General features: G+C 73.3%; 20 protein-coding genes and 1 riboswitch. Of the genes, 15 read left to right on the forward strand and 5 right to left on the reverse strand.

What is annotated here, in order from left to right; translation table 11 throughout:
- Positions 1 to 92: 92 nt before the first annotated feature.
- Together ACFV4F_RS18630 and ACFV4F_RS18635 are read right to left on the reverse strand one after the other, a co-directional pair.
- Positions 93 to 1,535, reverse strand: a complete 1,443-nt coding sequence (locus ACFV4F_RS18630; RefSeq protein ID WP_380439678.1) for an SPFH domain-containing protein — start codon at positions 1,533 to 1,535, stop codon at positions 93 to 95.
- A gap of 174 nt (positions 1,536 to 1,709) precedes the next feature.
- Positions 1,710 to 1,910 (reverse strand): hypothetical protein, encoded by a 201-nt coding sequence (locus ACFV4F_RS18635; protein ID WP_380503716.1) that lies wholly within the window; start codon positions 1,908 to 1,910, stop codon positions 1,710 to 1,712.
- 97 nt (positions 1,911 to 2,007) lie between these two features.
- Positions 2,008 to 2,143: riboswitch (TPP riboswitch) on the forward strand.
- Between ACFV4F_RS18635 and thiC the strand changes: the two genes are divergently transcribed.
- Both thiC and ACFV4F_RS18645 read left to right on the forward strand, forming a co-directional pair.
- A complete protein-coding gene (thiC, locus tag ACFV4F_RS18640; RefSeq protein WP_380439674.1) occupies positions 2,138 to 3,952 on the forward strand; it encodes a phosphomethylpyrimidine synthase ThiC in 1,815 nt (604 codons plus the stop codon). It overlaps the preceding riboswitch by 6 nt.
- 166 nt (positions 3,953 to 4,118) lie before the next feature.
- On the forward strand, positions 4,119 to 4,334 hold the full coding sequence (locus tag ACFV4F_RS18645; RefSeq protein WP_359964259.1) for a hypothetical protein: 216 nt from the start codon (positions 4,119 to 4,121) through the stop codon (positions 4,332 to 4,334).
- A gap of 55 nt (positions 4,335 to 4,389) precedes the next feature.
- Here the strand turns inward: ACFV4F_RS18645 and ACFV4F_RS18650 are convergent, their stop codons facing one another.
- The 3 genes from ACFV4F_RS18650 to ACFV4F_RS18660 form a co-directional block, all read right to left on the reverse strand.
- On the reverse strand, positions 4,390 to 5,211 hold the full coding sequence (locus ACFV4F_RS18650; RefSeq protein WP_380503719.1) for a hypothetical protein: 822 nt from the start codon (positions 5,209 to 5,211) through the stop codon (positions 4,390 to 4,392).
- A 242-nt stretch (positions 5,212 to 5,453) separates the two neighbouring features.
- Entirely contained in the window at positions 5,454 to 6,728 is a 1,275-nt protein-coding gene (locus ACFV4F_RS18655) for a metallophosphoesterase (protein ID WP_380439670.1), read from the reverse strand.
- A gap of 114 nt (positions 6,729 to 6,842) precedes the next feature.
- Entirely contained in the window at positions 6,843 to 8,000 is a 1,158-nt protein-coding gene (locus tag ACFV4F_RS18660; protein WP_078859964.1) for a LacI family DNA-binding transcriptional regulator, read from the reverse strand.
- A gap of 348 nt (positions 8,001 to 8,348) precedes the next feature.
- Here ACFV4F_RS18660 and hisC point away from each other — a divergent pair, with 348 nt between their 5' ends.
- The 13 genes from hisC (at position 8,349) to ACFV4F_RS18725 (ending at position 26,437) form a co-directional block, all read left to right on the forward strand.
- On the forward strand, positions 8,349 to 9,425 hold the full coding sequence (gene hisC / locus ACFV4F_RS18665; protein WP_380439666.1) for a histidinol-phosphate transaminase: 1,077 nt from the start codon (positions 8,349 to 8,351) through the stop codon (positions 9,423 to 9,425).
- Between the two features lie 326 nt (positions 9,426 to 9,751).
- Complete coding sequence (locus tag ACFV4F_RS18670) at positions 9,752 to 11,176, forward strand: efflux RND transporter periplasmic adaptor subunit (RefSeq protein WP_380503722.1); 1,425 nt, start codon at positions 9,752 to 9,754, stop codon at positions 11,174 to 11,176.
- A gap of 2 nt (positions 11,177 to 11,178) precedes the next feature.
- Positions 11,179 to 11,997 carry an ABC transporter ATP-binding protein gene (locus ACFV4F_RS18675; protein ID WP_380439662.1) on the forward strand — a complete coding sequence of 273 codons (819 nt, stop codon included), beginning with the start codon at positions 11,179 to 11,181 and terminating at the stop codon, positions 11,995 to 11,997.
- Complete coding sequence (locus ACFV4F_RS18680) at positions 11,994 to 13,205, forward strand: ABC transporter permease (RefSeq protein ID WP_380439660.1); 1,212 nt, start codon at positions 11,994 to 11,996, stop codon at positions 13,203 to 13,205. Before ACFV4F_RS18675 ends, ACFV4F_RS18680 begins: the two co-directional genes overlap by 4 nt.
- Positions 13,206 to 13,214: 9 nt before the next feature.
- Positions 13,215 to 13,841, forward strand: coding sequence for a DUF5666 domain-containing protein (locus ACFV4F_RS18685; RefSeq protein WP_380503725.1), 627 nt, complete (start codon positions 13,215 to 13,217; stop codon positions 13,839 to 13,841).
- Between the two features lie 227 nt (positions 13,842 to 14,068).
- On the forward strand, positions 14,069 to 14,896 hold the full coding sequence (locus ACFV4F_RS18690; protein WP_380439654.1) for a response regulator transcription factor: 828 nt from the start codon (positions 14,069 to 14,071) through the stop codon (positions 14,894 to 14,896).
- Between the two features lie 16 nt (positions 14,897 to 14,912).
- Positions 14,913 to 16,445: a sensor histidine kinase gene (locus tag ACFV4F_RS18695; RefSeq protein WP_380497481.1), complete on the forward strand. Its 1,533-nt coding sequence runs from the start codon at positions 14,913 to 14,915 to the stop codon at positions 16,443 to 16,445.
- Between the two features lie 66 nt (positions 16,446 to 16,511).
- Positions 16,512 to 16,784: a hypothetical protein gene (locus ACFV4F_RS18700; RefSeq protein WP_380439650.1), complete on the forward strand. Its 273-nt coding sequence runs from the start codon at positions 16,512 to 16,514 to the stop codon at positions 16,782 to 16,784.
- On the forward strand, positions 16,777 to 18,138 hold the full coding sequence (locus tag ACFV4F_RS18705) for an oxygenase MpaB family protein (RefSeq protein ID WP_380503729.1): 1,362 nt from the start codon (positions 16,777 to 16,779) through the stop codon (positions 18,136 to 18,138). The genes ACFV4F_RS18700 and ACFV4F_RS18705 overlap by 8 nt, the downstream gene beginning before the upstream one ends.
- 356 nt (positions 18,139 to 18,494) lie before the next feature.
- Entirely contained in the window at positions 18,495 to 20,057 is a 1,563-nt protein-coding gene (locus ACFV4F_RS18710; RefSeq protein ID WP_380439646.1) for a cytochrome ubiquinol oxidase subunit I, read from the forward strand.
- Between the two features lie 19 nt (positions 20,058 to 20,076).
- Complete coding sequence (gene cydB / locus ACFV4F_RS18715) at positions 20,077 to 21,078, forward strand: cytochrome d ubiquinol oxidase subunit II (protein ID WP_380503732.1); 1,002 nt, start codon at positions 20,077 to 20,079, stop codon at positions 21,076 to 21,078.
- A 1-nt stretch (position 21,079) separates the two neighbouring features.
- Positions 21,080 to 24,574, forward strand: coding sequence for a thiol reductant ABC exporter subunit CydD (gene cydD, locus ACFV4F_RS18720; protein ID WP_380503735.1), 3,495 nt, complete (start codon positions 21,080 to 21,082; stop codon positions 24,572 to 24,574).
- Positions 24,575 to 24,628: 54 nt separating this feature from the next.
- On the forward strand, positions 24,629 to 26,437 hold the full coding sequence (locus ACFV4F_RS18725; RefSeq protein WP_380439639.1) for a GAF domain-containing protein: 1,809 nt from the start codon (positions 24,629 to 24,631) through the stop codon (positions 26,435 to 26,437).
- Positions 26,438 to 26,462 lie beyond the last annotated feature (25 nt).

A 26,462-nucleotide genomic window follows, 5' to 3' on the forward strand; every position in this document is an offset into this window, starting at 1 on the left:
GGGCCCGCCCCCCCATGGGGGGGGGGCGGGGGCCCGCCCCCCGGTGGGGGGGGGGCGGGGCCTCGGCCGTCGCGGTGCGGGACCGCGCCGGGTCACTCCTCGATGCGGACCTGCTGCACCACCGGCGCCTTGGCGTCGGCCGGCGCGTCGGCCGGGGCCTCCTTCATGGTGCTCAGCAGCTGGCGGGCCAGGCCGAGGCCGGTGCCGCCCATGGTGAGCGCCTTCGCGAACATCTCGCCCATGCCGTCCGCGCCGTTGAGCAGCACCATGTGCTCGACGTTGCCGAAGGACTCGGCCGCGGCCCGGACGATCTCCGGCCACTTCTCCGCCAACTCCTGCGCCACGACGGCGTCCTGGTTCTCGGCGAGGGCCGCGGCGCGGGCCCGGATGCCCTCGGCGTTGGCCAGCCCGAGCGCCCGGGCCGCCTCGGCGTCCGCCAGACCGCGGGCCTCGACGGCCGCGGCCTCCGCCTGACCGGTGGCCCTGGTCGCCTCGGCGGCGGCCAGGCCGCGCAGCTTGGTGGCCTCCGCCTCGGCCGCCGCGGCGATCTTCACCTGGCTGGCGTCGGCCGCCGCCCGCAGCTCGGTCTCCCGGGCGTGCGCCTGGGCCGAGGAGATCCGGGCGTCGCGGTCGGCGTCGGCCTTGGTGCGGGTCTCGTACGCCTTGGCGTCGGCCGGCTTGCGGACGTCGATCTGGAGCTGCTGCTCCTTGCGCTGGGCCTCCAGCTCGGCGACCTTCGTCTCCTGGACGACGACCTCCTGGCGGGCGGCCGCCTCGGCGAGCGGTCCGGCCTGCCGGGCGCGGGCGCTCGCGGTGTCCATCTCGGCCTGGTAGGAGGCCTGCTGGATCTCGCTGTTGCGGGTGGCCTCGGCCTTGCGGGCGAACGCCTCCTGCTCCGCCTCGGTGGCCTCGCGGTCGGCGGCGGCGGCCGCGATGCGGGCGTCGCGCTGGACGGCCGCGGCGTGCGGGGCGGCGAGGTTGCGGATGTACCCGGTCGGGTCCAGGATCTCCTGGATCTGCAGCGAGTCGATGATCAGACCGAGCTTCTCCATCTCGGCGCCCGAGGCGGCCCGGGTCTCGCCGGTCAGCCGATCGCGGTCGCGGATCATGTCCTCGACCGTCAGCCCGCCGACGATGGAGCGCAGGTGACCGGCGAACACGTTGTGCACCCGCTGGCCCATCATCTTCTGCTGGTCCAGGAAACGCCGGGCGGCGTTGGCGATCGACACCGAGTCGTCGCCGACCTTGAAGATGACGACACCCTTGACGTGCACCGGGATGCCCTGCTGCGTCACGCACTCGACGTCCAGCTCGGCCTCGTTGAGGTCCAGCGACAGGCGGCGCACCGCCTGCATGCCCGGGACGACGAAGGTGCCCCGCCCGGTGACGATCCGGAAGCCCAGGCCGTCCCCGTGCTTCGACCCGGAGATGATCAGTGCCTCGTTCGGCTCGGCGACCCGCCACATGAGCTTGAACAGGATGATCACAACGATGATGGAGGCCACCACGGCCCCCGCGACGACGCCGATAACCATCGGCCGACTCCCCCTTCAAGGCACACCGCTCCGTGGCTGCGCGTGGTTGTGCAGGAGTGCGCGGACGCGGTGGCAGCGGAGATTCTGCGCCTGTTCGTGCGCGTGCGCCAGTAGGTGACGTCGTGACTTCGTCCCGGTCCTGTCACGGGCCCCGTGACGAGGGAGGATCGTCCGTCAGAGCGGCGACACGAACACCGTGCGCGGCGCCTGGTACTCGACCACGATCACCTGCGCGCCCGTCGGCAGCGGATCCCCCGGCACCGCCAGGTACGCCAGGAACGCCTCCGTCCCCTGCCGCTCGGGCACGTGCACCAGCACCTCCCCGACCAGGCCCGCGCCGACCTTCCCCGTGACCCGTCCCGTCAGTCCGATCATGGGCTTCAGTCTGCGCCCGCCGCCCGCCCACCGGAAGCCCTCTGGACCTGCGGCGATCCTCTCGCTACGGTGTTGGGCGTCATGTGCAGGCAACACCGCCTGCGGACGCGGGAGCTCGGAGCACCGGGCTGAGAGGGCGCTGAACGGTCCGTCGACGGACGGCCGGGACGCTGCGCCGACCGCAGGAACCTGGACCGGGTAATGCCGGCGTAGGGAGTGAAGGTCAGATGACCACGTTCGACGCACAGCCGCAGTCTGCCCAGAGCGCCCCCAGCAGCGAGCGCACCGGCTACCCGACCCCGGCCTGGCGCAAGGCCCACCGCGAGGGATCCCGCCCCGATCTGCGGGTCCCGTTCCGCGAGGTGGTGCTCACCAACGGCAAGACCGTTCCGCTGTACGACACCTCCGGCCCGTACACCGACCCCGCCTACGAGCCCGACGTGCGCCGCGGCCTGCCCGCCCTGCGCGACGCGTGGATCCGCCAGCGCGGCGACGTCGAGGAGTACGACGGCCGCGAGGCCCGCCCCGAGGACGACGGCATCAAGCACACCTCGCCGCGCGGCGGGAACCTGCGCAACCTCGACGCCGTCTTCCCCGGCCGCCCCCGCCGCCCGCTGCGCGGCCGCGGCGGCGCCGCCGTGACCCAACTCGCCTACGCCAAGCGCGGGATCGTCACGCCGGAGATGGAGTTCGTCGCCCTGCGCGAGGGCCTGGCCCCCGAGTTCGTGCGCGACGAGGTGGCCCGCGGCCGGGCCGTCATCCCGGTGAACGTGAACCACCCCGAGGTGGAGCCGGCGATCATCGGCACCAACTTCCTGGTGAAGATCAACGCCAACATCGGCAACTCCGCCGTCACCTCCTCGATCGAGGAGGAGGTGGAGAAGATGACCTGGGCCACCCGTTGGGGCGCCGACACCGTCATGGACCTCTCCACCGGCCGCAACATCCACACCACCCGCGAGTGGATCCTGCGCAACTCCCCCGTGCCGATCGGCACCGTGCCGCTGTACCAGGCCCTGGAGAAGGTCGACGGCAGGGCCGAGGAGCTGAGCTGGGAGGTCTACCGGGACACCATCATCGAGCAGTGCGAGCAGGGCGTCGACTACATGACCGTCCACGCCGGCGTGCTGCTGCGGTACGTCCCGCTGACCGCCCGCCGCAAGACCGGCATCGTCTCGCGCGGCGGATCGATCATGGCCGCGTGGTGCCTCGCGCACCACAAGGAGAACTTCCTCTACACGAACTTCGAGGAGCTCTGCGACATCCTCGCCGCCTACGACGTCACCTTCTCGCTCGGTGACGGCCTGCGGCCCGGCTCCATCGCCGACGCCAACGACGAGGCGCAGTTCGCCGAGTTGCAGACCCTCGGCGAGCTCGGCCGGATCGCCCGCGAGCGCGACGTCCAGGTGATGATCGAGGGCCCGGGCCACGTCCCGATGCACAAGATCAAGGAGAACATGGATCTCCAGAAGGAGATCTGCGACGAGGCGCCGTTCTACACGCTCGGCCCCCTCACCACGGACGTCGCCCCCGGCTACGACCACATCACCTCCGGCATCGGCGCCGCGATGATCGCCTGGTGGGGCACCGCGATGCTCTGCTACGTGACGCCCAAGGAGCACCTGGGCCTGCCCAACCGGGACGACGTCAAGACCGGCGTGATCACCTACAAGATCGCCGCCCACGCCGCCGACCTCGCCAAGGGCCACCCCGGCGCCCAGGCCTGGGACGACGCCCTCTCCGACGCCCGCTTCGAGTTCCGCTGGGAGGACCAGTTCAACCTGGCCCTCGACCCGGAGACCGCGCGCGACTTCCACGACGAGACCCTCCCCGCCGAGCCGGCCAAGACCGCGCACTTCTGCTCGATGTGCGGCCCGAAGTTCTGCTCGATGAAGATCTCGCAGAAGATCCGCGACGAGCACGGCGACGGCTCCACGGCCGTCGGCACCGAGTTCGACGCCGAGGCGCTGGCCGGCATGCAGGCCATGTCCGAGGAGTTCAAGGCCCACGGCAACAAGGTCTACCTGCCGATGGCGGACTGACCGCCGCCGCCCCAGAGCCGGCCCGCGTTCCTCCGGGGGGAGAGCGCGGGCCGTTTTCCTTTCCACCCGGCGGCCTCGGACGGGTTCCGGCCTTTGCCGCCACGCCGTCGTGCGTCCGGGGGAAATCGGAGGCACCCTGGGGGGAAGGCCGACCAAGGAGGCAGCGATGGGCAGCCCGATCAAGGGGACCGATCCGAGCGACGAGACGAACCGGGACGCCAAGGCGTCCCCGCGGCAGCTGTACAGCGGTGGCGAGCGGCCCTTCGACCCCGAGGACCTGGTCATGGCGTCCGGGCAGGACGTCACGCCCGAGCGCCTCGCGTGGGCCAGGCGGCAGATCGACGAGAAGGGCGCGGCGGCGCTCGAACGCTACCTGCCGTAGCAGCCGCTCCGGGGTCCTGCGCGCTGCCCCGGGCGTGGCCCGGGGCAGCGGTGCGTCAGCCGACCTCGTCGGGGCCGGTGAAGCCCGGCGGGGTGTAGCCGGGGGTGCTGAAGTCGGGCGGGGTGAAGGCGGCGGGGCGGGAGGCGCGGCCCTCGGGGTCGGTGAGGCCGTCGGGGCCCGGGCCGGTGAAGCCCGGCGGGGTGTAGCCGGGGCTGGTGAAGTCCGGGCGCTGGGCGGGGACGGCCGGGAGGCCGGCGTGCAGGTAGGGGAGGAGGCCGCGGTCGCGCAGGGCGGTGCGCCAGGCGCGGCGGGCGGCGGCGAGCTCGGCGGCGAGGTCGGGGTCGGTGCCCGCGGGGGCGCCGGAGCCGTCGCGTAACGCGGTGAGGACGAGCCCGACGAGGCCGACGGTCATCGCGACGATCCCGGCCGCGAGCGCGATCCAGCCCGCGGTGAGCAGGGAGCGGGCGAGGACGAGCCCGGGGTCGGCGGCGCGCAGGGCGTACCCGAGGAGCAGCAGGACCAGCGCCGCGGCCCAGGCCAGGATCGGGGTGAGCACGGTGAGGACCGGGAAGAGCCCGGCGCCGCCGTCGGCGGAGCGCAGCTGGGAGAGCAGGCCGGGGGCGGCCGGCTCGGCGCCCTCGGCGGGCGGGGGCGTGCTGCGCAGGCTCTCGCGCAGCCCGGTGTAGTGCTCGTACTCGGTGGCGGCCGCGGCGGCGATGGCGTCGGCGTCGCGCAGGGCGCGGGCGCGCAGCTGGTCGGCGGTGAGTGCGCCGGGCGCGCGGAGGGCGGTGCGGACGGTGCCGTCGCGGAGGGCTTCGGCGAGGAGGCGCTCGTACTCCGGGCGGTCCTCGGCGAGCAGCGGCGGGGGGTTGGTCATGGGGACCCCGTTCATGCGGACCCCGGTTCGCTCCGCCTCGCGGGCTGGGTGGGCCCGCAGGGGCGCCGAATCGGGCGCGGAGGCGGGCCGCCGGACGGGCGGCCGCTCGTGGTGTGCCTCATGGTAGGGGCGGGTGCGCCCGCGCTGACAGTCCGATTCCGGAATTTCGCGCCCCGGGCCGCGCGCGTGCGACGGCCCGGGCGCCGGGAACACCCGTGCGACGGGTGGGCCGGCGGGTGACGTCAGTTGACGGGCAGTCGGGCGATGAGCAGGCGCCCTTCCATGGTGACGCCGCCGTCCATGGCGACCGCGAGGTCGTCGGCGTACACGTACGGCCCGGGGATGTGCGGCGGGGCGCCGTCGTCGGCGTGCACAGCGCCGGTGAGGTACGGGATCGGGCTGTGGCCGTGCACGATCCGGCTGCCGCCGTAGGTGTCGAGGAGCTCGTGGACGGCCGTCGGGCCGGCGTCGCCGCGGAAGGCGAAGCGCTTGGTGAAGCGGCGGAAGCAGTCCCACCACTCGTCCACGCCCTCGTCGGCGAGCAGGCTGTGCACCGCGTCGTTGACGTCGGGGATGGACTCGCCGTACTCCAGGTAGGCGGTGGTGTCGGAGTGCAGCAGCAGGTGGCCGTCCTCGATGGCGATGGCGGGCAGCCGGGAGAGCCAGCTGATGTGGTGCGCCTGGAGCCGGTCGAGGTCGTGCTGCTGGCCGCCGTTGAGCCGCCAGGCGGCGAGGAAGGAGGCGGTGCCGGCGGTGGACTGGACGGGTTCGTCCCCGTACCTGGCGGCGCCGAGGAAGAGCAGTTCGTGATTGCCCATCAGGGCCCGGCAGTAGCCGCCCGCGGCGGCGGCCTCGGCGGCGAGCTGCATGACGAGGTCGATGACGCCGATGCCGTCGGGGCCGCGGTCGGTGAAGTCGCCGAGGAACCAGATCCGGGAGCGGCCGGCGCACCAGTGGCCGTCGGCGTCGATGATGCCCTGGTGGCGGAGTTCGGCGACGAGTTCTTCCAGGTAGCCGTGGACGTCACCGACGACGTAGAGCGGGCCGGGCGGCTCGTCCGGGCCGGGGGCCGGGTACGGGTAGCTGGGCACGGGCTCGGGCAGCGGCGGGCCGAGCTCGATGGTCGGCGGGTCGTCGCGGCCGGGGAACTGGTCGGCCGGCCGGTCGGGGTGTCCGTCGGCCAGGGGGTCGGGCACCGCGTCGGGGAACTGGAGGGCCGGCGAGGGCCGGTCGGGCAGGGTCGGCTCGTAGCCGGGGTGGTCCTGGTGGTTGAACGCCGGCGCCTGCCCGGGGGCGTGCATCGTGTGTCCGTGCGCCTGGCTGTCGGCGGGCCAGTGCTGTTCGAGGTAGCGGGCGCCGCCGTAGCCGCTGTAGGTCTCCGCTTCGTACGGCGTCCCGGCGTAGCCGGCGGGTTCGGGCTCGTAGTAGGTGCCGTACGGCAGCACGTCGAGGTCCGGCTGGTGGCGGGGGCCTGAGGAGGGGTGTTCAGGCCCGGGGAAGCGGTCCTCGGGTGTCATTCGCCCATCATAGGAAGACCACTCTCCCGGCGTCGTCACCTGGTGGGTATCCAATCCTCCGGAGCGTCAGCCGGGCCGTCCCGCAAGGTCCGTTTTGTCCCGGCTCGGTATGGTCTAGACCTCGCCCGGGGGTCGGGGAGGACTGACGGTGGTGCGCGGACTGCGGCGCTGCGAGGAGGCCCGGACGATCAGCTCGGTGGGCATCAGGGTGCCGGGCGGCGGGCCGGTTCCGGCGGTGCGGAAGCGGGGCGGGAAGAGCCGGGCGATGTCGACGCCCGTCCCGGAGTCGACGCCCTCGATGGCGTCGATGAGGAGGTTGACGACGGTCGTGCCGATCCGGCGGGGCTTCAGTGAGAGCGTGGTGATCGGGGGCTCGGTGGCGGCGTAGACGTCGCTCTCGCTGCAGCAGACCAGCAGGAGGTCGTCGGGCACCCGCAGCCCGTAGCGGCGGGCGGCGGCGAGCAGGTCGGTGCCGTTGGGGTCGAACAGGCCGTAGACGGCGTCGGGGCGGTCGGGGCGGGCGAGCAGCCGGTCGGCGGCGACGGCGCCGGCGGCCGGGTCGTGGGCGGGGTAGGCCTCGTACACCGGCTCCTGGCCGACCTTGGCGCACCAGCCGAGGTAGGCCTCGGTGGAGAGCCGGGTGTAGGTGTCGGTGCTGGTCCCGGTGAGCAGGCCGATCCGGCGGGCGCCGGCTTCGGAGAGGTGGTCGAGGATGCCGAGCACGGCGGCCTCGTGGTCGTTGTCGACCCAGGCGGTGACCGGGCAGTTGCCGGGCTTGCCGTCGCTGACCACCGGGACGCCGGACCGGTAGAGCTCGCTGACCAGCGGGTCCTGGTCGGGCGGGTCGATCACCACGGTGCCGTCCAGGGCGATGTTGCCCCAGACGTCGTGCCGGGAGGACGCGGGCAGCACCACCAGCGCGTAGCCGCGGCCGAGGGCGGCGCTGGTGGCGGCGCGGGCCATCTCGGCGAAGTACGCGAACTCCGTGAAGGTGAACGGCTCCTCGCCGTAGGTCGTGACGGTCAGCCCGATCAGGCCGGACCGTCCGGTGCGCAGGGTGCGGGCGGCCGCGGAGGGGCGGTAGCCGAGGCGCTCGGCGACCTCGCGCACCCGGCTGCGGGTCTCGTCGGGCAGGCGGCCCTTTCCGTTCAGCGCGTCGGAGACGGTGGTGATCGACACTCCGGCGGCTGCTGCCACATCCCGGATGCCGGCCCGCTCCAGACGCCGTGAGGTGGTGGGTCGCCGACCGCTCTGGTTGGCTGCTGCTGTCATGGCGGACCGATCGTATGGCTCCTGACAAGGTCCTGTGACCGGCGCATCGGGAGCCTTTGGAGATACGTTTCTCCACGAGTGAGCCGGGGCGCGCCCCTTCGATACCGGCCCAAAACCTGGCGTCTTACCTCTGACATGTGCCAAAGGAACCCGGCAGAATGGCTGATCTGCACCGGTGGGCCGACCGGCCAACTCACTCCTACGGGTGAGCGCGGTCGGTATGGTGCAAGGCACCCGACCGGGGTGGTCCGGGCGTGTGCACCGGAGGACCCGCACCGGAGGACGCACACCCGGACATCGCGCGTCCACCCGACGCGGAGATCGAGAAGATCGAGAAGGAGCAGGACCGTGAGCGACACGTCAGCGCAGGGCCCGCGGCTGCGGCCGACCCTGGACGGCATCCCCACCTACAAGCCCGGCAAGCCGGCCGGCGCCGACGCCTACAAGCTGTCCTCCAACGAGAACCCGTACGGGCCGCTGCCCGGCGTCCTGGCCGCGGCGGTCGAGGCGGCCGGGTCGTTCAACCGCTACCCGGACATGGCGGTCAACGAGCTCACCGAGGAGCTGGCCAAGCGCTTCGGCGTGCCGGCCGAGCACATCGCCACCGGCACCGGCTCGGTCGGCGTCGCCCAGTCGCTGATCCTCGCCACGGCGGGCCCGGGCGACGAGGTGATCTTCGCCTGGCGCTCCTTCGAGGCGTACCCGATCATCACCCAGGTCGCCGGCGCCACCCCCGTCCCGGTCCCGATCACCGCCGGCGGCGACCACGACCTGGACGCGATGCTCGCCGCGATCACGCCGAACACCCGGCTGATCTTCGTGTGCAACCCGAACAACCCGACCGGCAACGTGATCCACCGCGCCGAGCTGGAGCGCTTCATCGACGCGGTGCCCGGCGACGTGCTGGTCGTCGTCGACGAGGCCTACATCGAGTTCATCCGCGACCCCGAGGTGCCCAACGGCATCGACCTCTACCGGGACCGCCCGAACGTCTGCGTCCTGCGCACCTTCTCCAAGGCGTACGGCCTCGCGGGCCTGCGCGTCGGCTTCGCGATCGCCCACGAGCCGGTGGCGACCGCGCTGCGCAAGACCGCCGTCCCGTTCGGCGTGAACCAGCTCGCGCAGGACGCCGCCGTCGCCTCGCTGCACGCCGAGGACGCACTCAAGGTGCGGGTGGACGCGCTCGTGGAGGAGCGCGCCCGGGTGGTGGCCGGACTGCGCGCCCAGGGCTGGGACCTCCCGGACTCGCAGGCCAACTTCGTGTGGCTGCCGCTCGGCGCGCGCTCGGCGGACTTCGCCGCCGCGGCCGCCGCGGCCGGCGTGATCGTCCGGCCGTTCCCCGAGGGCGTGCGGGTGTCGATCGGCGAGGCCGAGGGCAACACGATCTTCCTCGCGGTGGCCGAGGAGTTCCGCAAGACGCTCTGACGTCCGCGTCCGTACGCAGGGGCGTTCCGCACGCGCGGTGCGCCCCTGCGGCGTTCGGGAGGCGTTCCGGAGGTGCTCACGACGTGCTCGCGGGGTGCTCCGGGCGCTTTCGGGAGGCCCGGATGCCGCCGGCGTGGTGCCGGGCGCTGCCGGATGCCTGGGGATCGCTGGGAGCGGGCTGGGAGTTCGGCCAACGGCCGGCCACGCGGCGGCCAAGCGGCCCGCGCGAACGGGCCGGTGCGAGCGGAATGTCCGGATCCACCCGTTCAGCCTTCTCCCAGCCCGCGCCCAGGCCGACGCAAGAGCGCCCGGCGAAGCTGTCCGCCATGAAGGTGCTCCCACGACGGCGAGGCGCCGTCCTCGTCAACTCCGCCCTGGGCGTGGCCCTGCTGGCCTGCGCCGCGCTGGCGTACACCACGGTGAACAGCGGGCCGAGCGCGGCCGCCGGACAGCCGAAGGCCCGGACCGCGACGGTGGCCAAGGGGACGGTCCTGGCCACCGTGTCCGGAACCGGCACGCTGGTGTCGCCCACCGACGCCGCCCAGGACTTCACCACCGGTGGCCGGCTCACGGCCGTCAAGGTCGCGGTCGGGGACACCGTGAAGAAGGGCCAGGTGCTGGCCACCGTCGACACCACCGCCGCCCAGCAGCAGGTGGACGCGGCCAACGCGGCGCTCACCACGGCCGACGCCAACCTCACCAAGGCCCAGGCCGGTGTCACCACCACGACCGTCGAGCCGCTGCCCCAGACCGGCGCTCCCGCCGCCCCGAGCCCCAGCCCCAGCGCCGGTGCCGGGGGCGGCGGCCGCGGAACGGGCGGGAACACCGCGCCCGTTCCGCAGACCACCACCGTCACCACCACCAAGGTGGACGACGCGGCCGTCGCCTCGGCCGAGCAGCAGGTCGCCACCGCGCAGACCAACGTGGCCAACGCCCAGGCGGCGCTGGCCGGCACGACCCTCACCGCGTCGGTGGACGGCACCGTCGCGTCCGTCTCCGCCAAGGTCGGCGACACCGTCGGCGGGGGATCGTCCGCCACCACCTCGGGATCGACCAAGTCGACCGGGACGAGCGCGAGTTCGGGCAGCGGCACGCCGAGCGGCTTCATCGTCCTGACCAACCCCACCGGGATGCAGGTCACCGCCAACTTCTCCGAGCTCGACTCGCTCAAGCTCAAGAAGGGCGAGGCGGCCACCGTCGCGCTGAACGCGCAGTCCGACACCAAGCTCAACGCAACCGTCCTGTCGGTCAGTTCGCTGCCCAGCAGCAGTGGCGGCGGCAGCGCGGGCTCGTCGGCCGTCCAGTACGCGGCGACGCTCCAGATCAGCGGCGACACCAGCACCCTGCGCACCGGCCTCAGTGCGACTGTCTCGGTGGTCACCGGTGAGGCCGACAACGCGCTCTCGCTGCCCACCTCCGCGCTCGCCGGCACCGGCAGCAGCCGGACGGCGAACGTGGTGCAGCCGGACGGCTCCACCCAGCGGATGAGCGTCACGGTCGGCGTCGAGGGCGACAGCACCGTGCAGGTACTCACCGGGCTCAAGGAGGGCGACAAGGTCGAACTCCCCACCACCAGCGCGGGGAACGGCTTCCCGAACGGCTCCTTCCCGGGGCAGGGCGGCCAGGGCGGTCGCGGCGGTGCGGCCGGCTTCGGTGGTGGTGGTGGCGGCTTCGGTGGCGGTGGCGGCGGCATCCCCGGCGGCGGCGGTGGCGGCAACGCCGGCGGCGCGGGCCGCGGCGGCAAGGGCTGAGCATGCGTCACGTCATCGACAAGCGGGTGCCCGCGGGCCCCCCGCCACCCGTCATCCGGATCCGCCGGCTCACCAAGGCCTACGGCCACGGCGACGCCACCGTGCACGCGCTGCGCGGCCCGGCCGACCCGGCCACCGGCACGCCGCTCGGCGTCGCGCTGGACATCGACCAGGGCGACTACGTCGCGGTCATGGGCAGTTCCGGCTCCGGCAAGTCGACCCTCATGAACATCCTCGGCTGCCTCGACGTCCCCACCGCCGGCAGCTACCAGCTGGACGGCATCGACGTCGGGCACCTCGACGAGGGGCAGCTCTCGCTCGTCCGCAACCGCAAGATCGGCTTCATCTTCCAGTCGTTCAACCTGGTGCCGCGCACCACCGCCCTCGCCCAGGTCGAGCTGCCGCTCGCCTACGCGGGCGTGCGCGCCGCCGAACGGCGCCGCCGGGCGATGGCCGCGCTGTCGCTGGTCGGGCTCGCCGAGCGGGCCGGCCACCGGCCCAACGAGCTCTCCGGCGGCCAGCAGCAGCGCGTCGCCGTGGCCCGGGCACTGGTCACCGCACCCGCGATGCTGCTCGCCGACGAACCGACCGGCAACCTGGACAGCCGTGCCACCGAGGACGTGCTGGCCATCATCGACCGGCTCAACGCCACCGGCCGCACCGTCGTCCTGATCACCCACGAGGACGAGGTCGCCCGGCACGCCAAGCGGGTGCTGCGGCTCGTCGACGGCCAGATCGTCAGCGACGTCCGGCAGGCCCGCGTGGACGGTCCGCCGCCGCTGTTCGACGGCCCTCCGCTCGTCGTGGGGGTGCCGGCGTGATCCTCTGGCAGATGCTCCGCTTCGCGGTCGGCGGCCTCGCCGCCAACAAGGTGCGCTCGGCGCTGACCATGCTCGGCGTGCTGATCGGCGTCGCCTCGGTGATCCTGCTGCTGGCCGTCGGCAACGGCTCGTCGGTCGCGGTCAAGGACTCGATCACCTCGCTCGGCACCAACTCCCTCACCGTCAGCTCCGGTTCGGCGAACGGCGGCTCGCGCGCCACCTCGTCGGTCAAGAAGCTGACCGTCGCCGACGCCAAGGCGCTCGCGACGGAGGCGGACCCGGCCGCGGTCAAGTCCGTCGCGCCCGTCGTCACCACCAGCGCCACCGCGCTGTACGGGAACGTCTCGTACAGCCCCGGCTCGGTCGTCGGCACCTACCCGGCGTACTTCGAGACCTCCAACCAGAAGGTCGCGCACGGCGAGTACTTCACCGACGACGACGTCCTCGGCTCGCGCAAGGTCGCGGTGCTCGGCGCCACCACCGCCAAGCAGCTCTTCGACACCGAGGACCCGGTCGGCAAGAAGATCACCGTCGGCGGCACGCCCTTCACGGTGGTCGGCGTGCTCCAGGCCAAGGGCGGCAGCGGCTTCACCGACCCGGACGACGTCCTGATCGCGCCGCTGCCCACCGTGCAGAACGCCTTCACCGGCTTCGGCCCGGTCAACCAGATCCTCGTCCAGGCCGCCTCGGCGGACAGCACGACGGCGGCCCAGTCCGAGATCACCCGGGTGCTGCTCGCCGCCCACGCGATCACCGACCCGGCCAAGGCCGACTTCCGGATCACCAACCAGGCCTCGCTGCTCACCGCCCGCGAGAGCACGACCAAGACGTTCACCGTGCTGCTCGGCGCGGTGGCCGCGATCTCGCTGCTGGTCGGCGGGATCGGGATCACCAACATCATGCTGGTGACGGTGACCGAGCGGACCAGGGAGATCGGCATCCGCAAGGCGCTCGGCGCCCCCCGCGCGGTGATCCTCGGGCAGTTCCTCACCGAGTCCACGCTGCTGTCGGTGATCGGCGCCGGGCTGGGGGTCGCGGCCGGGATCGCCGGCTCGCACTTCAGCATCGTCGGCATCAAGCCGGTGGTGATCCCCGAGTCGGTGCTCGGCGCGTTCGGCATCGCCGTCGCCATCGGGCTCTTCTTCGGCAGCTACCCCGCCAACCGGGCCGCCTCGCTGCGGCCGATCGACGCCCTCCGGCACGAGTAGGACACGACCATGACCGAGATCAACGACCCGGCCGAACAGGTCGCCCTCCTCGCCACCCCGCCGGACGCCCGGGACGTCGCCGGCGAGCTCGCGGCGCCGCCGCGCCGGCCGCTGCCCTGGCTCTCGCTGCTCCTCGCGGGCGGCGTGATCGCCACGGCCGCGTTCGCGGGCGGGGTCTGGTACCAGCAGAACAACGGGACGACCTCCGCCGCGCCCCGGGCCTCGGCCGCCGGCGCCTCGCAGCGTGCCGCGGCGGGCGGGCAGGGCGGCTACGGCGGCCAGGGCGGCACCGGCTCCCGCAGGGGCGGTGGCCAGGGCGGCCAGGGGCAGGGCGGACAGCCCGGCTTCACGCGCGGCACGGTGAAGGCGGTGGACGGCACGACCGTCTACCTGACCGACGCCAACGGCAACACCGTCAAGGTCACCACCGGCGACGCGACGAAGGTCCAGCTCAACAAGGACGGCAAGGTCGCGGACCTGCAGCCCGGCCAGAGCGTGACCGTCGTCGGCACCCCCGACGCCAACGGTGGCTACACCGCCAGCCAGCTCGTCGAAGGCGCCGCGGGCGCGGGCGGCGGCTTCGGCGGTGGCGGTTTCGGCGGCGGTGGCGGCAACCGCACCCCGTCCGGCGGCTGACCCCGCCCGCCGCGAGGCCCTCGCCCGTCATCGGGCGGGGGCCTTCGCGCGTTCCACCTCGGCTCGCGGTCGACGGCCGAGCGTCGCGTTCCCGGCCGGCGGCGTTTGCGTACTCGCCGGTACGCACACCACCCAGCCCTTCGTCGTAGGCCTGTCGGCCAAAAACCGACCGATAAGGTGTTAATCCAACATTCATCCATGCCGCATAGCCTCCGGGGGCTAGCCTCATGCTGAACGCCATCGTCCGACCGGGAGGCGAAACCCCCGTGCAAGGCACTGTGACCACGCCAGGCGGCTCCGCCGTGGCCGGCGGGCCGGGTGAGGCCTTCCTCCTCGTCGTCGACGACGAGCCCAACATCCGCGAACTGCTCTCCGCCTCCCTGCGGTTCTCCGGTTTTCGGGTCGCCTCCGCCGCGACCGGCACCGAGGCCCTGCGGCTGATCGCCCACGAGCGCCCCGACCTCGTCGTCCTCGACGTCATGCTCCCCGACCTCGACGGCTTCACCGTCGTCGAGAAGCTGCGCGAGCAGACCAGCCGCGGCCAGATCGCCGGGCCCGCCCACGGCCACCCCGGCGACCACCTCCCGGTGCTCTTCCTCACCGCCAAGGACGGCGTCGGCGACAAGGTCCAGGGCCTCGCCGCGGGCGCCGACGACTACGTCACCAAGCCGTTCAGCCTCGAAGAGCTGATCGCCCGGATCCGCGCCATCCTGCGCCGGGCCGGCGGCCCCGCCGAGGACGGCCGGCTGATCGTCGCCGACCTCAGCCTCGACCCCGTCGCCCACGAGGTCACCCGCGGCGGCATCCCGGTCTCGCTCTCCCCGACCGAGTTCAAGCTGCTGCACTACCTGATGGCCAACGTCGGCCGGGTCGTCTCCAAGGCCCAGATCCTCGACCACGTGTGGGCCTACGACTTCGGCGGCGACCTCTCCATCGTCGAGTCCTACATCTCCTACCTGCGCCGCAAGCTCGACTCCGGCCCCGCCCACGGCCCCAAGCTGATCCACACCGTGCGCGGCATCGGCTATGCCCTGCGCCGGCCCCCGCAGGGCTGACCGGACCCGCCCGACCGTGCCGATCCGTCCCGTGCTGCCCCGCTTCACCTCCCGGCTCTCGCTGCGTGCCCGGCTGCTCGTGCTCGTGCTCGCCCTCGTCACCACCGGTCTCGTGGTCAGCGACACCATCGTGCTCGGCACCGTCCGGGTGCAGCTGGTCGAGCAGCTCGACCAGCAGCTCCAGCGCTTCGGGCTGCCGATGTCCCACCGGTCGCCGGGCAAGCTCAGCCCGCCCGACGCCGGGGGGCGGCTGCCCGTCAACGGGCGGCGCGGGCAGGGCCTGCCCAGCCAGTACCTGGTGCAGTACCTCACCTCCGACGGCAAGGTGCAGGGCGTCATGCGCCAGCCGGTCTCCGACAGCGACCCGGCGCCCCAGTTGGCCGGCCTCGACCCGGCCGCCACCGCCCCCGACGTGCCCTTCGACCTGCCAGACCAGCGCGGTCACCGCAGCTGGCGGGTGCTCGTCCTGCCGCTCCAGCCGGCCAAGACGCCCGGCGCCGGGACGGTCGCCAGCCCCTACGCGTCGCCGCTCGTCACCCCGACCTACCTGATGGTGGCCGTCTCCCGCGAGGACATCGACGCGACCATCGGCAAGCTCCGCACCTCCTTCCTCGCCATCGGCGGCGCCGTGTTCGTCATCATCGCCGCCCTCGGCTTCTTCGCCGTCCGCACCGGGCTGCGCCCGTTGCGGCGCATCGAGGCCGGCGCGGCCCGGATCGCCGCCGGCGAGCTCTCCCACCGCATGCCCGGACCCTCCCGCCGCACCGAGGTCGGGCGGCTGTCCATCGCGCTCAACGGGATGCTCACCCAGATCGAGGCCGCGTTCGCCGCGCGCGCCGAATCCGAGGCCCGCATGCGGCGGTTCATCGCCGACGCCTCGCACGAACTGCGCACCCCGCTGGCCGGCATCCGCGGCTTCACCGAGCTGTACCGGATGGGCGCGCTGCCCACCGAGGAGGACGTGCGGCGCACCATGACCCGGATCGAGAGCGAGGCCGTGCGCATGGGCGCCCTCGTCGAGGACCTCCTGGTGCTCGCCCGGCTCGACGAGGAACGCCCGCTCGACCTCGCCCCGATGGACCTGCGCACCCTCGCCGCCGACGCCCTGCACGACCTCACCGCCCTCGACCCGACCCGCCCGGTCGCCCTCACCGGCCCGGCCGGGACGGGTGCCCCCGGCGCGGCCCCCGTCCTCGGCGACGAGGCGCGGCTGCGCCAGGTCGTCACCAACCTGGTCGGCAACGCCGTCAAGCACACGCCACCCGGCACCCCCGTCCGGATAGGCGTCGGCGGCGGCCCGGGCGGCGTCTGCCTCCTGGAGGTCGCCGACGCCGGCCCGGGCCTGACCGAGGACCAGGCCCTCCAGGTCTTCGAGCGCTTCTACCGCGTCGACGCCTCCCGCAGCCGCCACGACGGCGGCGGCGCCGGCCTCGGCCTCGCCATCGCCACCGCCCTCACCCACGCCCACGGCGGCACCCTGACCCTCGAAACCTCCCCGGGCGCCGGCGCCACCTTCCGCGTCGAACTCCCGACGACCACGGCCTCCTGACCCCGATCGGGTGAATACGACCCGATCACCCGATCGGCGGGCAGGATCCGTGCCACGGTTCGGACCATGAACCCCGAGGCCGAGGAAAGCGTGATGAGCCCCGAAGAACGGCTCTGGGACGTCTGGAAACGCTTCAGAGTCCCGGAGCACGTCAGGGCCGAGATCATCGACGATGACGACCACGGCGGCGCGGTGACGATCCTCACCGACCCGGATGTCGAACGCCGGGCCTACAACCGTTCCGCGCGGGTCCCGTACGGCAAGGAAGCCGTGATCGAGGAGGGCCCGGCCAAGGGGTTCGTCATCGGGCCGGAGATCACCGGGGAGCGGCGTGGCTGAGGCGGGGGTGTCGTTCCGGCGGGACTTGGCCGAGTGGCGGGTGGGGCTGGTCGCGTGGCGGCTGCTGGTGTTGCAGGCGGCGCATCCGGTGGTCGGGGCGGGGATGGACGAGCACTCGACGTACCACGCGCATCCGTGGCGGCGGGTGGAGCACACGCTGGGGAGCGGGCGGCGGCTGTTCTACCAGGACGCCGACGCGCTCCGGCGCGAGGTCGCGCGGCTGGAGCGGGCGCACAAGCGGATCCGCGGGACGGACGCGGACGGGCGTGCGTACGACGCGAAGGACGCGGCGACCAGGGCGTGGGTGCTGCTGACGCTCTTCGAATCGGTCGTCACCATGCGGGAGTTGGGCGGAGATCCGTACGACCGTGGCGAACTCGACCAGGTGTATCGCGAGTTCGTCGAAGTCGTTGCCGCCTTCGGGCTTCCGGCGGGTGAACTCCCGCAGTCGGCAGCCGACTTGCCCGGATACTTCGTCAAAGTCGCCAGAGAGCGGCTGGAGTTCACCGAGTCGGCGCGCTACCTGCTGTTCGACATCCTGCGCGAGGCGCCCCGGCCGCGCCGGCTCCGGTTCCTCGGGGACGCGGGCTGGCGTGCCGTGCGGGCGGTGGTGGCCCGGGTGGTGACGGCGCTGACGATCGCCGACCTGCCGCCCGTCGTCCGGGAGCGCTTCGGCCTGGTCCGCACCCGCCGTGCCGCCCTGCTGTCCCGGCTGCTGCACCACGGCGCCGGGGGCGTCCTGCGCCGGCTGCCGGACCACCTGCGCTACCGCTCGCCGGAGCAGCGCCCGCCGTCCCGCTGGCGCCCGACGCGGCGGGACACCCGTCGGCCCCGGCTGGACCGGTTCTTCCGCGAGGTGCTCGACCAGACCGGCGACGGCCGGCTCACGGTGCACGACCTGCGGGCGATGGCCCACAACGTGTGCTGGCAGCTGGAGCTCGACGACGCCGGCGAGGCCGCCGTCCACACGGCCTTCGAGGGCTGGTGGGAGCAGCTGCGCGAGAGCATGGACGCCGACGGCGACGGTGAGGTGAGCCGGGAGGAGTTCGTCGCCGCCACCATCGCCGGCTGCGACCGCGACCCGGCCTACCTGGAGGCCGGCCTGCTGCCCGCGCTGCGCGCCGTCTTCACCGCCGCCGACACCGACGGAAACGGTCACCTGGACGCCGACGAGTACCGCGCCGTCTTCGGCGGCCCGCGCGTCCACCCGGCCGAACTCTCCCACGGCTTCCGCCAGCTGGACACCGACGGGGACGGCCGGATCACCCTGGACGAGTTCCTGCGCGGCTTCACCGCCTTCTTCACGGCCCGCGCCCCCTCCACCCCCGGCACCTGGCTGCTCGGCCGTCCGTAGCGTCGGGAGGTAGGGCGCCCCGGAGTTCCGGGGCGCCCTTTCACGCTGTCCGCCCCGGGGCCGGTGGGGCGGCCGTGTCAAGTGCCGGGGCGTCCAAGACGATCACCGGATCCGCCCGGGCGTTCGTTGTCGCTGCCGCTCGGGGCTCCGCAGACTGTGCGCACCGCCTTGCAGGCCTTCGCCCTGGTCAAACCCAACCCCGCGTGAGGACCCCCCGTAAGGATGATGGATACTGGCCCTTGTGAACGTGTTCACGTTCACAAGCGGACAAGCTTGCGTGGTTAGGCAGCGGTCTACGGCTAAAGAAGAAGTTTGTCCTGAATGTGCCCGAAAGGGCAGGTTGGAGAGAGGGCGACGTGGAACTGGCAATCGCTCACGAAACCATCGCCAGATGGCAATTCGGCATCACCACCGTCTACCACTTCCTCTTCGTCCCGCTCACCATCAGCCTGGCCGCCGTCGTGGCCGGACTGGAGACCGCCTGGGTGCGGACGAACAAGGAGAAGTACTTCCACGCCACGAAGTTCTGGGGGAAGCTCTTCCTGATCAACATCGCGATGGGCGTGGTCACCGGCATCGTCCAGGAGTTCCAGTTCGGGATGAACTGGTCGGACTACTCCCGGTTCGTGGGCGACGTCTTCGGGGCCCCGCTCGCGATGGAGGCGCTGATCGCCTTCTTCTTCGAGTCCACGTTCATCGGCCTGTGGATCTTCGGCTGGGACAAGCTGCCGAAGAAGATCCACTGCGCGTGCATGTGGATGGTCGCCCTCGGCACCGTGCTCTCCGCCTACTTCATCCTCGCCGCCAACTCCTGGATGCAGCACCCGGTCGGCTACGCGATCGACCCGGTCACCGGCAAGGCGCAGCTCACCGACATCACCGAGGTGCTGTTCCAGAACACCACCCTCACCGTCGTCGCGCACACCCTGACCGCCGCCTTCCTCACCGGCGCGGCCTTCATGGTCGGCATCGCCTCCTTCCACCTCTGGAAGGCCAAGCGGCTGTTTGAGAAGAGTGGAGGGGCGGAGACCGCCGACCCCAAGAAGACCGCCGTGATGCGCACGTCGCTGCGGCTCGGCCTGGTGCTGGCCGTCGTCTTCGGCCTGGGCACCGCGATCAGCGGCGACTCGCTGGGCAAGGTGATGTTCGAGCAGCAGCCGATGAAGATGGCCGCCGCCGAGGCGCTGTGGGACACCCAGTCGCCGGCGCCGTTCTCGGTCTTCGCGATCGGTGACGTCAGCAAGGGCCACAACTCGGTCGAGCTGGAGATCCCGGGGATACTCTCCTTCCTCGCGCACAGCGACTTCAGCTCCTCCGTCCCCGGCATCAACGACACCGCGGCCGCCGAGGCCGCCAAGTACGGCGGCGATCCGAAGGACTACATCCCGAGCATCTTCATGACCTTCTGGGGCTTCCGCCTCATGATCGGCTTCGGGATGACCTCCTTCGCGGCCGGTCTGGTCGGACTCTGGACCACCCGGCGCAAGCTCTTCCTGCACCCCGAATTCCGCACCGGCGACACCGAGGTGCCGCGGCTGATGCTCACCCCGAAGCGCGAACTGGGCCCGCTGCTGACCAAGTGGAGCTGGCGGATCGGCATCCTGACCATGGGCTTCCCGCTGATCGCCAACAGCTTCGGCTGGATCTTCACCGAGATGGGCCGCCAGCCCTGGGCCGTGTTCGGCCTGATGACCACGGCCAGTGCGGTCTCCCCCAACGTGGGCGTCGGCACCCAGATCGGGGCCCTGGTCACCTTCACCACGCTGTACGCGATCCTTGCCGTCATCGAGGTCCGGCTGCTGGTCAAGTACGCCAAGGCCGGTCCGGTGGTGTCCGAGCAGCCGCCGACCGTGGACCCGTCCCTGCGCGGACCGTCCGCGGACGAGGACGCCGACAAGCCGCTCGCGTTCGCCTACTGAGCACCACAGGGGATCTGACATGCAACTCCACGACGTCTGGTTCGTCCTGATCGCCGTCCTGTGGATCGGCTACTTCTTCCTGGAGGGCTTCGACTTCGGGATCGGCGTGCTCACCAAGCCGCTGGCCAGGACCACCGCCGAGCGGCGGGTGCTGATCAACACGATCGGCCCGGTGTGGGACGGCAACGAGGTCTGGCTGCTGACCGCCGGCGGCGCGACCTTCGCGGCCTTCCCCGACTGGTACGCGACGCTGTTCAGCGGCTTCTACCTCCCGCTGCTGGCCATCCTGGTCTGCCTGATCGTGCGCGGCGTGGCCTTCGAGTACCGGGCCAAGCGCGACGGCGAGCGCTGGCAGCGGAACTGGGAGGAGGCCATCTTCTGGACCTCGCTGATCCCGGCCTTCCTGTGGGGCGTGGCCTTCGCCAACATCGTGCGCGGCGTGGACATCGACGCGCAGAAGAACTACGTCGGCACCCTCTGGGACCTCCTCAACCCGTACGCGCTGCTCGGCGGCCTGGTGACGCTCGGCCTCTTCACCTTCCACGGCGCGGTGTTCGCCGCGCTGAAGACGGTCGGCGAGATCCGGCTGCGGGCGCGCCGGGCCGCGCTCCTGGCCGGGACGGTGACGGCGGTGCTGGCCCTCGCCTTCCTTTCCTGGACCCAGGCCGACAGCGGCAACGGCCGGAGCCTGGTGGCCCTGGTGGTCGCCGTGGCGGCCCTGGCCGGCTCCCTGGTCGCCAACCAACGCGGCCGCGAGGGCTGGGCGTTCATCCTCTCGGGGGCGACGATCGTGGCGGCGGTGGCGATGCTGTTCCTGGCGCTCTTCCCGAACGTCATGCCGTCGACGCTGCACCCCGAGTGGAGCCTGACCGTCACCAACGCCGCGTCCTCGCCGTACACGCTGAAGCTGATGACGATCGTCGCGGCCGTGTTCACCCCGCTCGTGCTGCTCTACCAGGGCTGGACGTACTGGGTGTTCCGCAAGCGCATCGGCGTCCAGCACATCCCGGCCGGGCACTGACATGAAGCCGGTCGACCCGCGACTGCTCGGGCACGCCCGCACCACCCGGGCCTTCCTCGCCGGATCCGTGCTCCTCGGCGCGGCGGGCGCCGTCCTGGTGGTCGCGCAGGCGAGCCTGCTCGCCGAGATCGTCGTGCGCGGCTTCCGGCACGGGGCGGCGCCCGGCGAGCTCACCACCCCGCTGGTGCTGCTCGCGCTGACCGCCGTCGGGCGGGGGCTGGTCGGCTGGCTCACCGAGCTCACCGCGCACCGGTCCGTCGCCCGGGTGAAGTCCACCCTGCGGCGCCGGCTGCTCGACCACGCCACCGCGCTCGGTCCGGCCTACCTGGCGGGCCGCCGCACCGGCGAGCTCACCACCCTCGCGACCCGCGGCGTCGACGCCCTCGACGACTACTTCGCGCGCTACCTCCCGCAGTTGGCGCTCGCGGTGGCCGTGCCGGCGATCGTGCTGCTGCGGATCGCGGGGGCCGACCTCACCTCGGCCGCGATCATCGCCGGGACGCTGCCGCTGATCCCGCTGTTCATGGTGCTGATCGGGATGGCCACCCAGTCCCGGATGGACCGGCAGTGGCAGACCCTGGCCCGGCTCTCGCACCACTTCCTCGACGTGGTGGCCGGCCTGCCCACCCTCAAGGTGTTCAACCGGGCGCGGGCACAGGCCGCCACGATCGCCCGCATCACCGCCGACTACCGCCGGGCGACCCTGCGCACCCTGCGGATCGCGTTCATCTCCTCGTTCGCGCTGGAACTGCTCTCCACGCTGTCGGTCGCGCTGGTCGCGGTGTCCATCGGGTTCCGGCTGGTGGACGGCACGCTCGACCTGGAGACCGGGCTGCTGGTCCTCATCCTCGCCCCCGAGGTGTACTTCCCGATCCGCCAGGTCGGCGCGCTCTACCACTCCAGCGTGGAGGGGCTGACGGCGGCGGACGAGATCTTCGAGGTGCTGGAGACGCCGCTGCCCGCCGCCGGGGTCGTCCCGGCCCCCGCGCTCGCCGGCGCGACGGTGACGGCGGACGGCCTGGTCGTGCGGCACCCCGGGCGGACGGAGCCCGCGCTGGACGGCGCCGGGCTGACGCTGCGTCCGGGCGCCACCGTCGCCCTGACCGGACCGAGCGGGGCCGGCAAGTCCACCCTGGTGTCCGTCCTGCTCGGCCTGACCGCGCCGGACGCCGGCACCGTCCGGATCACCGCCGCCGACGGCCGCGCGTACGACCTGGCCGAGCTCGACCCGGCCACCTGGCGGCGGCAGATCGCCTGGGTGCCGCAGCACCCGCACCTGTTCGCCGGGACGGTCGCCGAGAACCTGCGCCTGCACCGGCCGCAGGCGAGCGACGACGAGCTGTGGACGGCGCTGCGCTCCGCCCACGCGCTGGACTTCGTGACGGACCTGGACGCCGTCCTCGGCGAGGACGGCGCCGGGCTCTCCGCCGGGCAGCGGCAGCGGATCGCGCTCGCCCGCGTGCTGCTCGCCGACGACCGCCCGCTGGTGCTGCTCGACGAGCCGACCGCCAACCTGGACGGCGCCTCCGAGGCGGCCGTCGTGGAGGCCGTCCGGGCGCTCGCCGAGGACCCGGCGCGCACGGTCCTGGTGGTCGCCCACCGGCCGGCGCTGCTGGCCGTCGCGGACGAGCGGGTGCGGCTGGCGGGCGCCGCCGCTCCGGCCGCCGCCGCGGTCGAGCTCCTGCCCCACAGCGGACGCCCGGTGGCCGCGACCGCCGTCGAGGACGAGACCCCGGCCGGCACCGCCGCGCCCCGGCTCGCGCTGTCGATCCTGCTCGGCGCGCTCGCCCTCGGCTGCGCCGTCGCCCTCATGGCCACGTCGGGCTACCTCATCTCGTACGCCTCCGAGATGCCGCCGGTGCTCTACCTGATGATGGCCGTCACCTCCGTCCGCGCGTTCGGCATCGGCCGCAGCGTCTTCCGGTACGCCGAACGGCTCGTCTCGCACGACGCCGTGCTGCGCACCCTCGGCACGCTGCGCGCCGCCGTCTACCGGCGGCTCACCGCGCTCGCCCCGGCCGCACTGCCCGCGTTCCGGCGCGGCGACCTGCTCTCCCGGCTGGTCGCCGACGTCGACGCGATCCAGGACCACTACCTGCGCTGGCGGCTGCCGGCCGCCGTCGCCGGCGTCGTGTCGCTCGCCGCGGCCGTCGCGATGGGCGCCTTCCTGCCCGCCGCCGGTGTCGTCCTCGGCGTCGGGCTGCTGCTCGCGGGCGCCGTGGTGCCCGCGCTGGCCGCCCGCTGGTCGGCCGGTGCCGAGCGGCGGCAGGCCCCGGCGCGGGGACGGCTCACCACCGCCGTCGTCGACGCCTTCTCCGGCACCGCCGAACTCACCGTCGCCGGTGCGCTGCCCGGCCGGCTCGCCGCCGTCCGCAGCGCCGACGCGGCGCTGACCGGGCTGGCCGCCCGCTCGGCCGCCACCACCGCGCTCGGCACCGGGCTGATCACGCTGCTCGCCGGGCTGACGGTGACCGCCGCCGCGGCCGTCGGCCTGCGCGGTGTGCACACCGGGGCGCTGGCGCCGGTCTGCCTGGCCGTCGTCGTGCTCACCCCGCTCGCCGCGTTCGAGGCCGTCACCGGGATGCCGCTCGCCGTCCAGGCCCGCCAGCGCAGCCGCGCCGCGCGGGCCCGGCTGGACGAAGTGCTGGACGCGGAGCCCGCGGTCACCGAGCCGGTCGAGGCGGCGGCGCTGCCCGCGCAGCCGCTGCCGATCGCCGTGCGCGGCCTGGCGGTCCGCTACCCCGGACGGGCCGAGGACGCCCTGTCCGGGGTGGACCTCGATCTCGCGCCCGGGCGCCGGATCGCCGTCGTCGGCCCGTCCGGCTCCGGCAAGACCACGCTCGCCCAGGCGCTGCTGCGCTTCCTGGAGCCGGCTGCGGGCGGCGTCACCTTCGCCGCCGGCCGTCCACAGGCTGTGGACAGCCGTGCGCTCCCGGGCGACGACGTCCGCCGGGTGATCGGCCTCTGCGCGCAGGACGCCCACGTCTTCGACAGCTCGCTCCGGGAGAACCTGCGCCTCGCCCGGCCGGGCGCCGACGAGGACGAACTGCGCGCCGCCCTGGCCGGCGCCCGGCTGCTCGACTGGACGGACGGCCTGCCGGACGGCCTCGACACCATGGTCGGCGAGCACGGCGCCCGCCTCTCCGGCGGCCAGCGCCGGCGCCTCGCGCTCGCCCGGGCCCTGCTCGCCGACTTCCCGGTGCTCGTCCTCGACGAGCCCGCCGAACACCTCGACCTGCCCACCGCCGACGCGCTCACCGCCGACCTGCTCGCCGCCACCGCCGGCCGCACCACCGTCCTGATCACCCACCGGCTGGCCGGGCTGGACGACGACACCGTGGACGAGGTGCTGGTGCTGGACGGCGGCCGGGTGGCCGAGCGGGGCCGCTGGTCGGAGCTGCTCGCGGACGGCGACGGGCGGCTGCACGCGATGTGGCGGCGGGAGCGGGAGGCGGACGGCCTGCTGGAGGCGGACGGCCCGCTGGTGGCCCGGTAGCCGCTCCGTCGCGCCGTCCTTCGGATGAAAACCGTACAAACTAGGCTCATCTTCATGGACCCCACGCCAGACCTCCCCGCCGCCGCCCCGGAGCCCACCCCCCACCGGGTGCCCGAGATCGCCTCGCTCGGCCTGGACACCCTGGTCACCGAGGTCGCGGAACGCCTCCAGTCGGCCGCCGCCGTCACCGACCGGATGCAGCGGCTGCTGGAGGCCGTCGTCTCCATCGGCGCCGGACTCGACCTGCACGCCACCCTGCACCGCATCGCCACCGGCGCCGCCGAACTCGTCGACGCCCGGTACGCGGCCCTCGGCGTGATCGCCCCCGGCGGGCACGGCCTGGCCGACTTCATCCACGTCGGCATCGACGACGCGACCGCCGCCGAGATCGGCGAACTGCCCGCCGGGCGCGGCATCCTCGGCGCGCTCATCGACCGCCCCGAACCGCTGCGCCTGGCCGACCTCGGCAGCGACCCGCGCTCCTCCGGGTTCCCGCCGCACCACCCGCAGATGAAGACCTTCCTCGGCGAGCCGATCCGGGTCCGCGACGAGGTGTTCGGCAACCTCTACCTGACGGAGAAGAAGGGCGGCGGCGCCTTCACCCCCGAGGACGAGCAGGTGGTGAACGCGCTCGCCGCCGCGGCCGGCGTCGCCATCGAGAACTCCCGCCTGTACGAGGAGGGCCGGCGCCGCGAGCGCTGGATCGCCGGCGCCGCCGCCGTCACCACGGCGCTGCTCTCCACCGACGAGGCCGAGGTCGCGCTGACCGTCGCCGCCGAGCAGGTGCGGGAGCTGGCGGACGCCTCGCTCGGCATGATCCTGCTGCCGACCGCCGCCGACGGCGAGGACGTCTCCCAGATGCGCGTCGCCCACGCGTCCGGCGAGGCGGCCGAGTTCGTCCGCGGCGAGCTGCTGCCCAAGGACAGCTTCGCCACCCGGCTGCTCGCCGGCGAGAGCGTGTACCTCGACGACATGTCGAGCGACCCGACCGTGGTCATCCGGCTCGCCCGCAGCTTCGGCCCGTCCATGGCCGTCCCGATGGTCGCCGCCGGCCGGGTCCTCGGCGGGCTCTGCGTCTGGCGTGCGCGCGGCGCGCTGCCCTTCACCGACAGCGAGAAGCAGCTCGCCGAGACCTTCGCCTCGCAGGCCGCGCTCGCCCTGCGGCTCGCCGAGGGTCAGCGCGACCAGCAGCGCCTCGCCGTCTTCCAGGACCGCGACCGGATCGCCCGCGACCTGCACGACCTGGTGATCCAGCGGCTGTTCGCCACCGGGATGATCCTGGAGAGCGCCGCCCGCCGCTCCGTCGTGCCCGAGGTGAAGGTCGGCATCGGCAAGGCCGTCGACGAACTCGACGCCACCATCCAGGAGGTCCGCACCACCATCTACGCGCTCCAGCACGACAACCACGGCGACGTCCCCGACACCCTGCGCACCCGGGTCCTGCGCGAGGCCAGCCAGGCCGCGGCGGCGCTCGGCTTCAAGCCCGCGGTGAGCTTCGTCGGGCCGGTGGAGAGCCTCGTCGGCGACAAGACCGGGCGTCAACTGCTGGCCGCACTGCGGGAGATGCTCTCCAACACGGCCCGCCACGCCCGGGCCTCCCGGGTCGGCGTGGAGATCGACGCCACCGTCCACCTCGACGACGCCGGGCACCCGGTCGGCGGCGACCCGGAGTCGCTCGACCGCGGCGGCCGGCCCGGCGTGCTGCTCACCGTCACCGACGACGGCGTCGGCATCCCCGCGGGCGGCCGGCGCAGCGGCCTGCTCAACCTCACCCGCCGCGCCGAGGCCCTCGGTGGCGACGCGTGGCACGAGGGCGGCCCGTACGGGAAGGGCACGAGGGTCTGCTGGACGTCCCGGCTCTGAGCGTCGAAGCGGGCCCGGAACACGA

The organism is Kitasatospora sp. NPDC059722, assembly GCF_042733235.1.
Taxonomy (GTDB): domain Bacteria; phylum Actinomycetota; class Actinomycetes; order Streptomycetales; family Streptomycetaceae; genus Kitasatospora.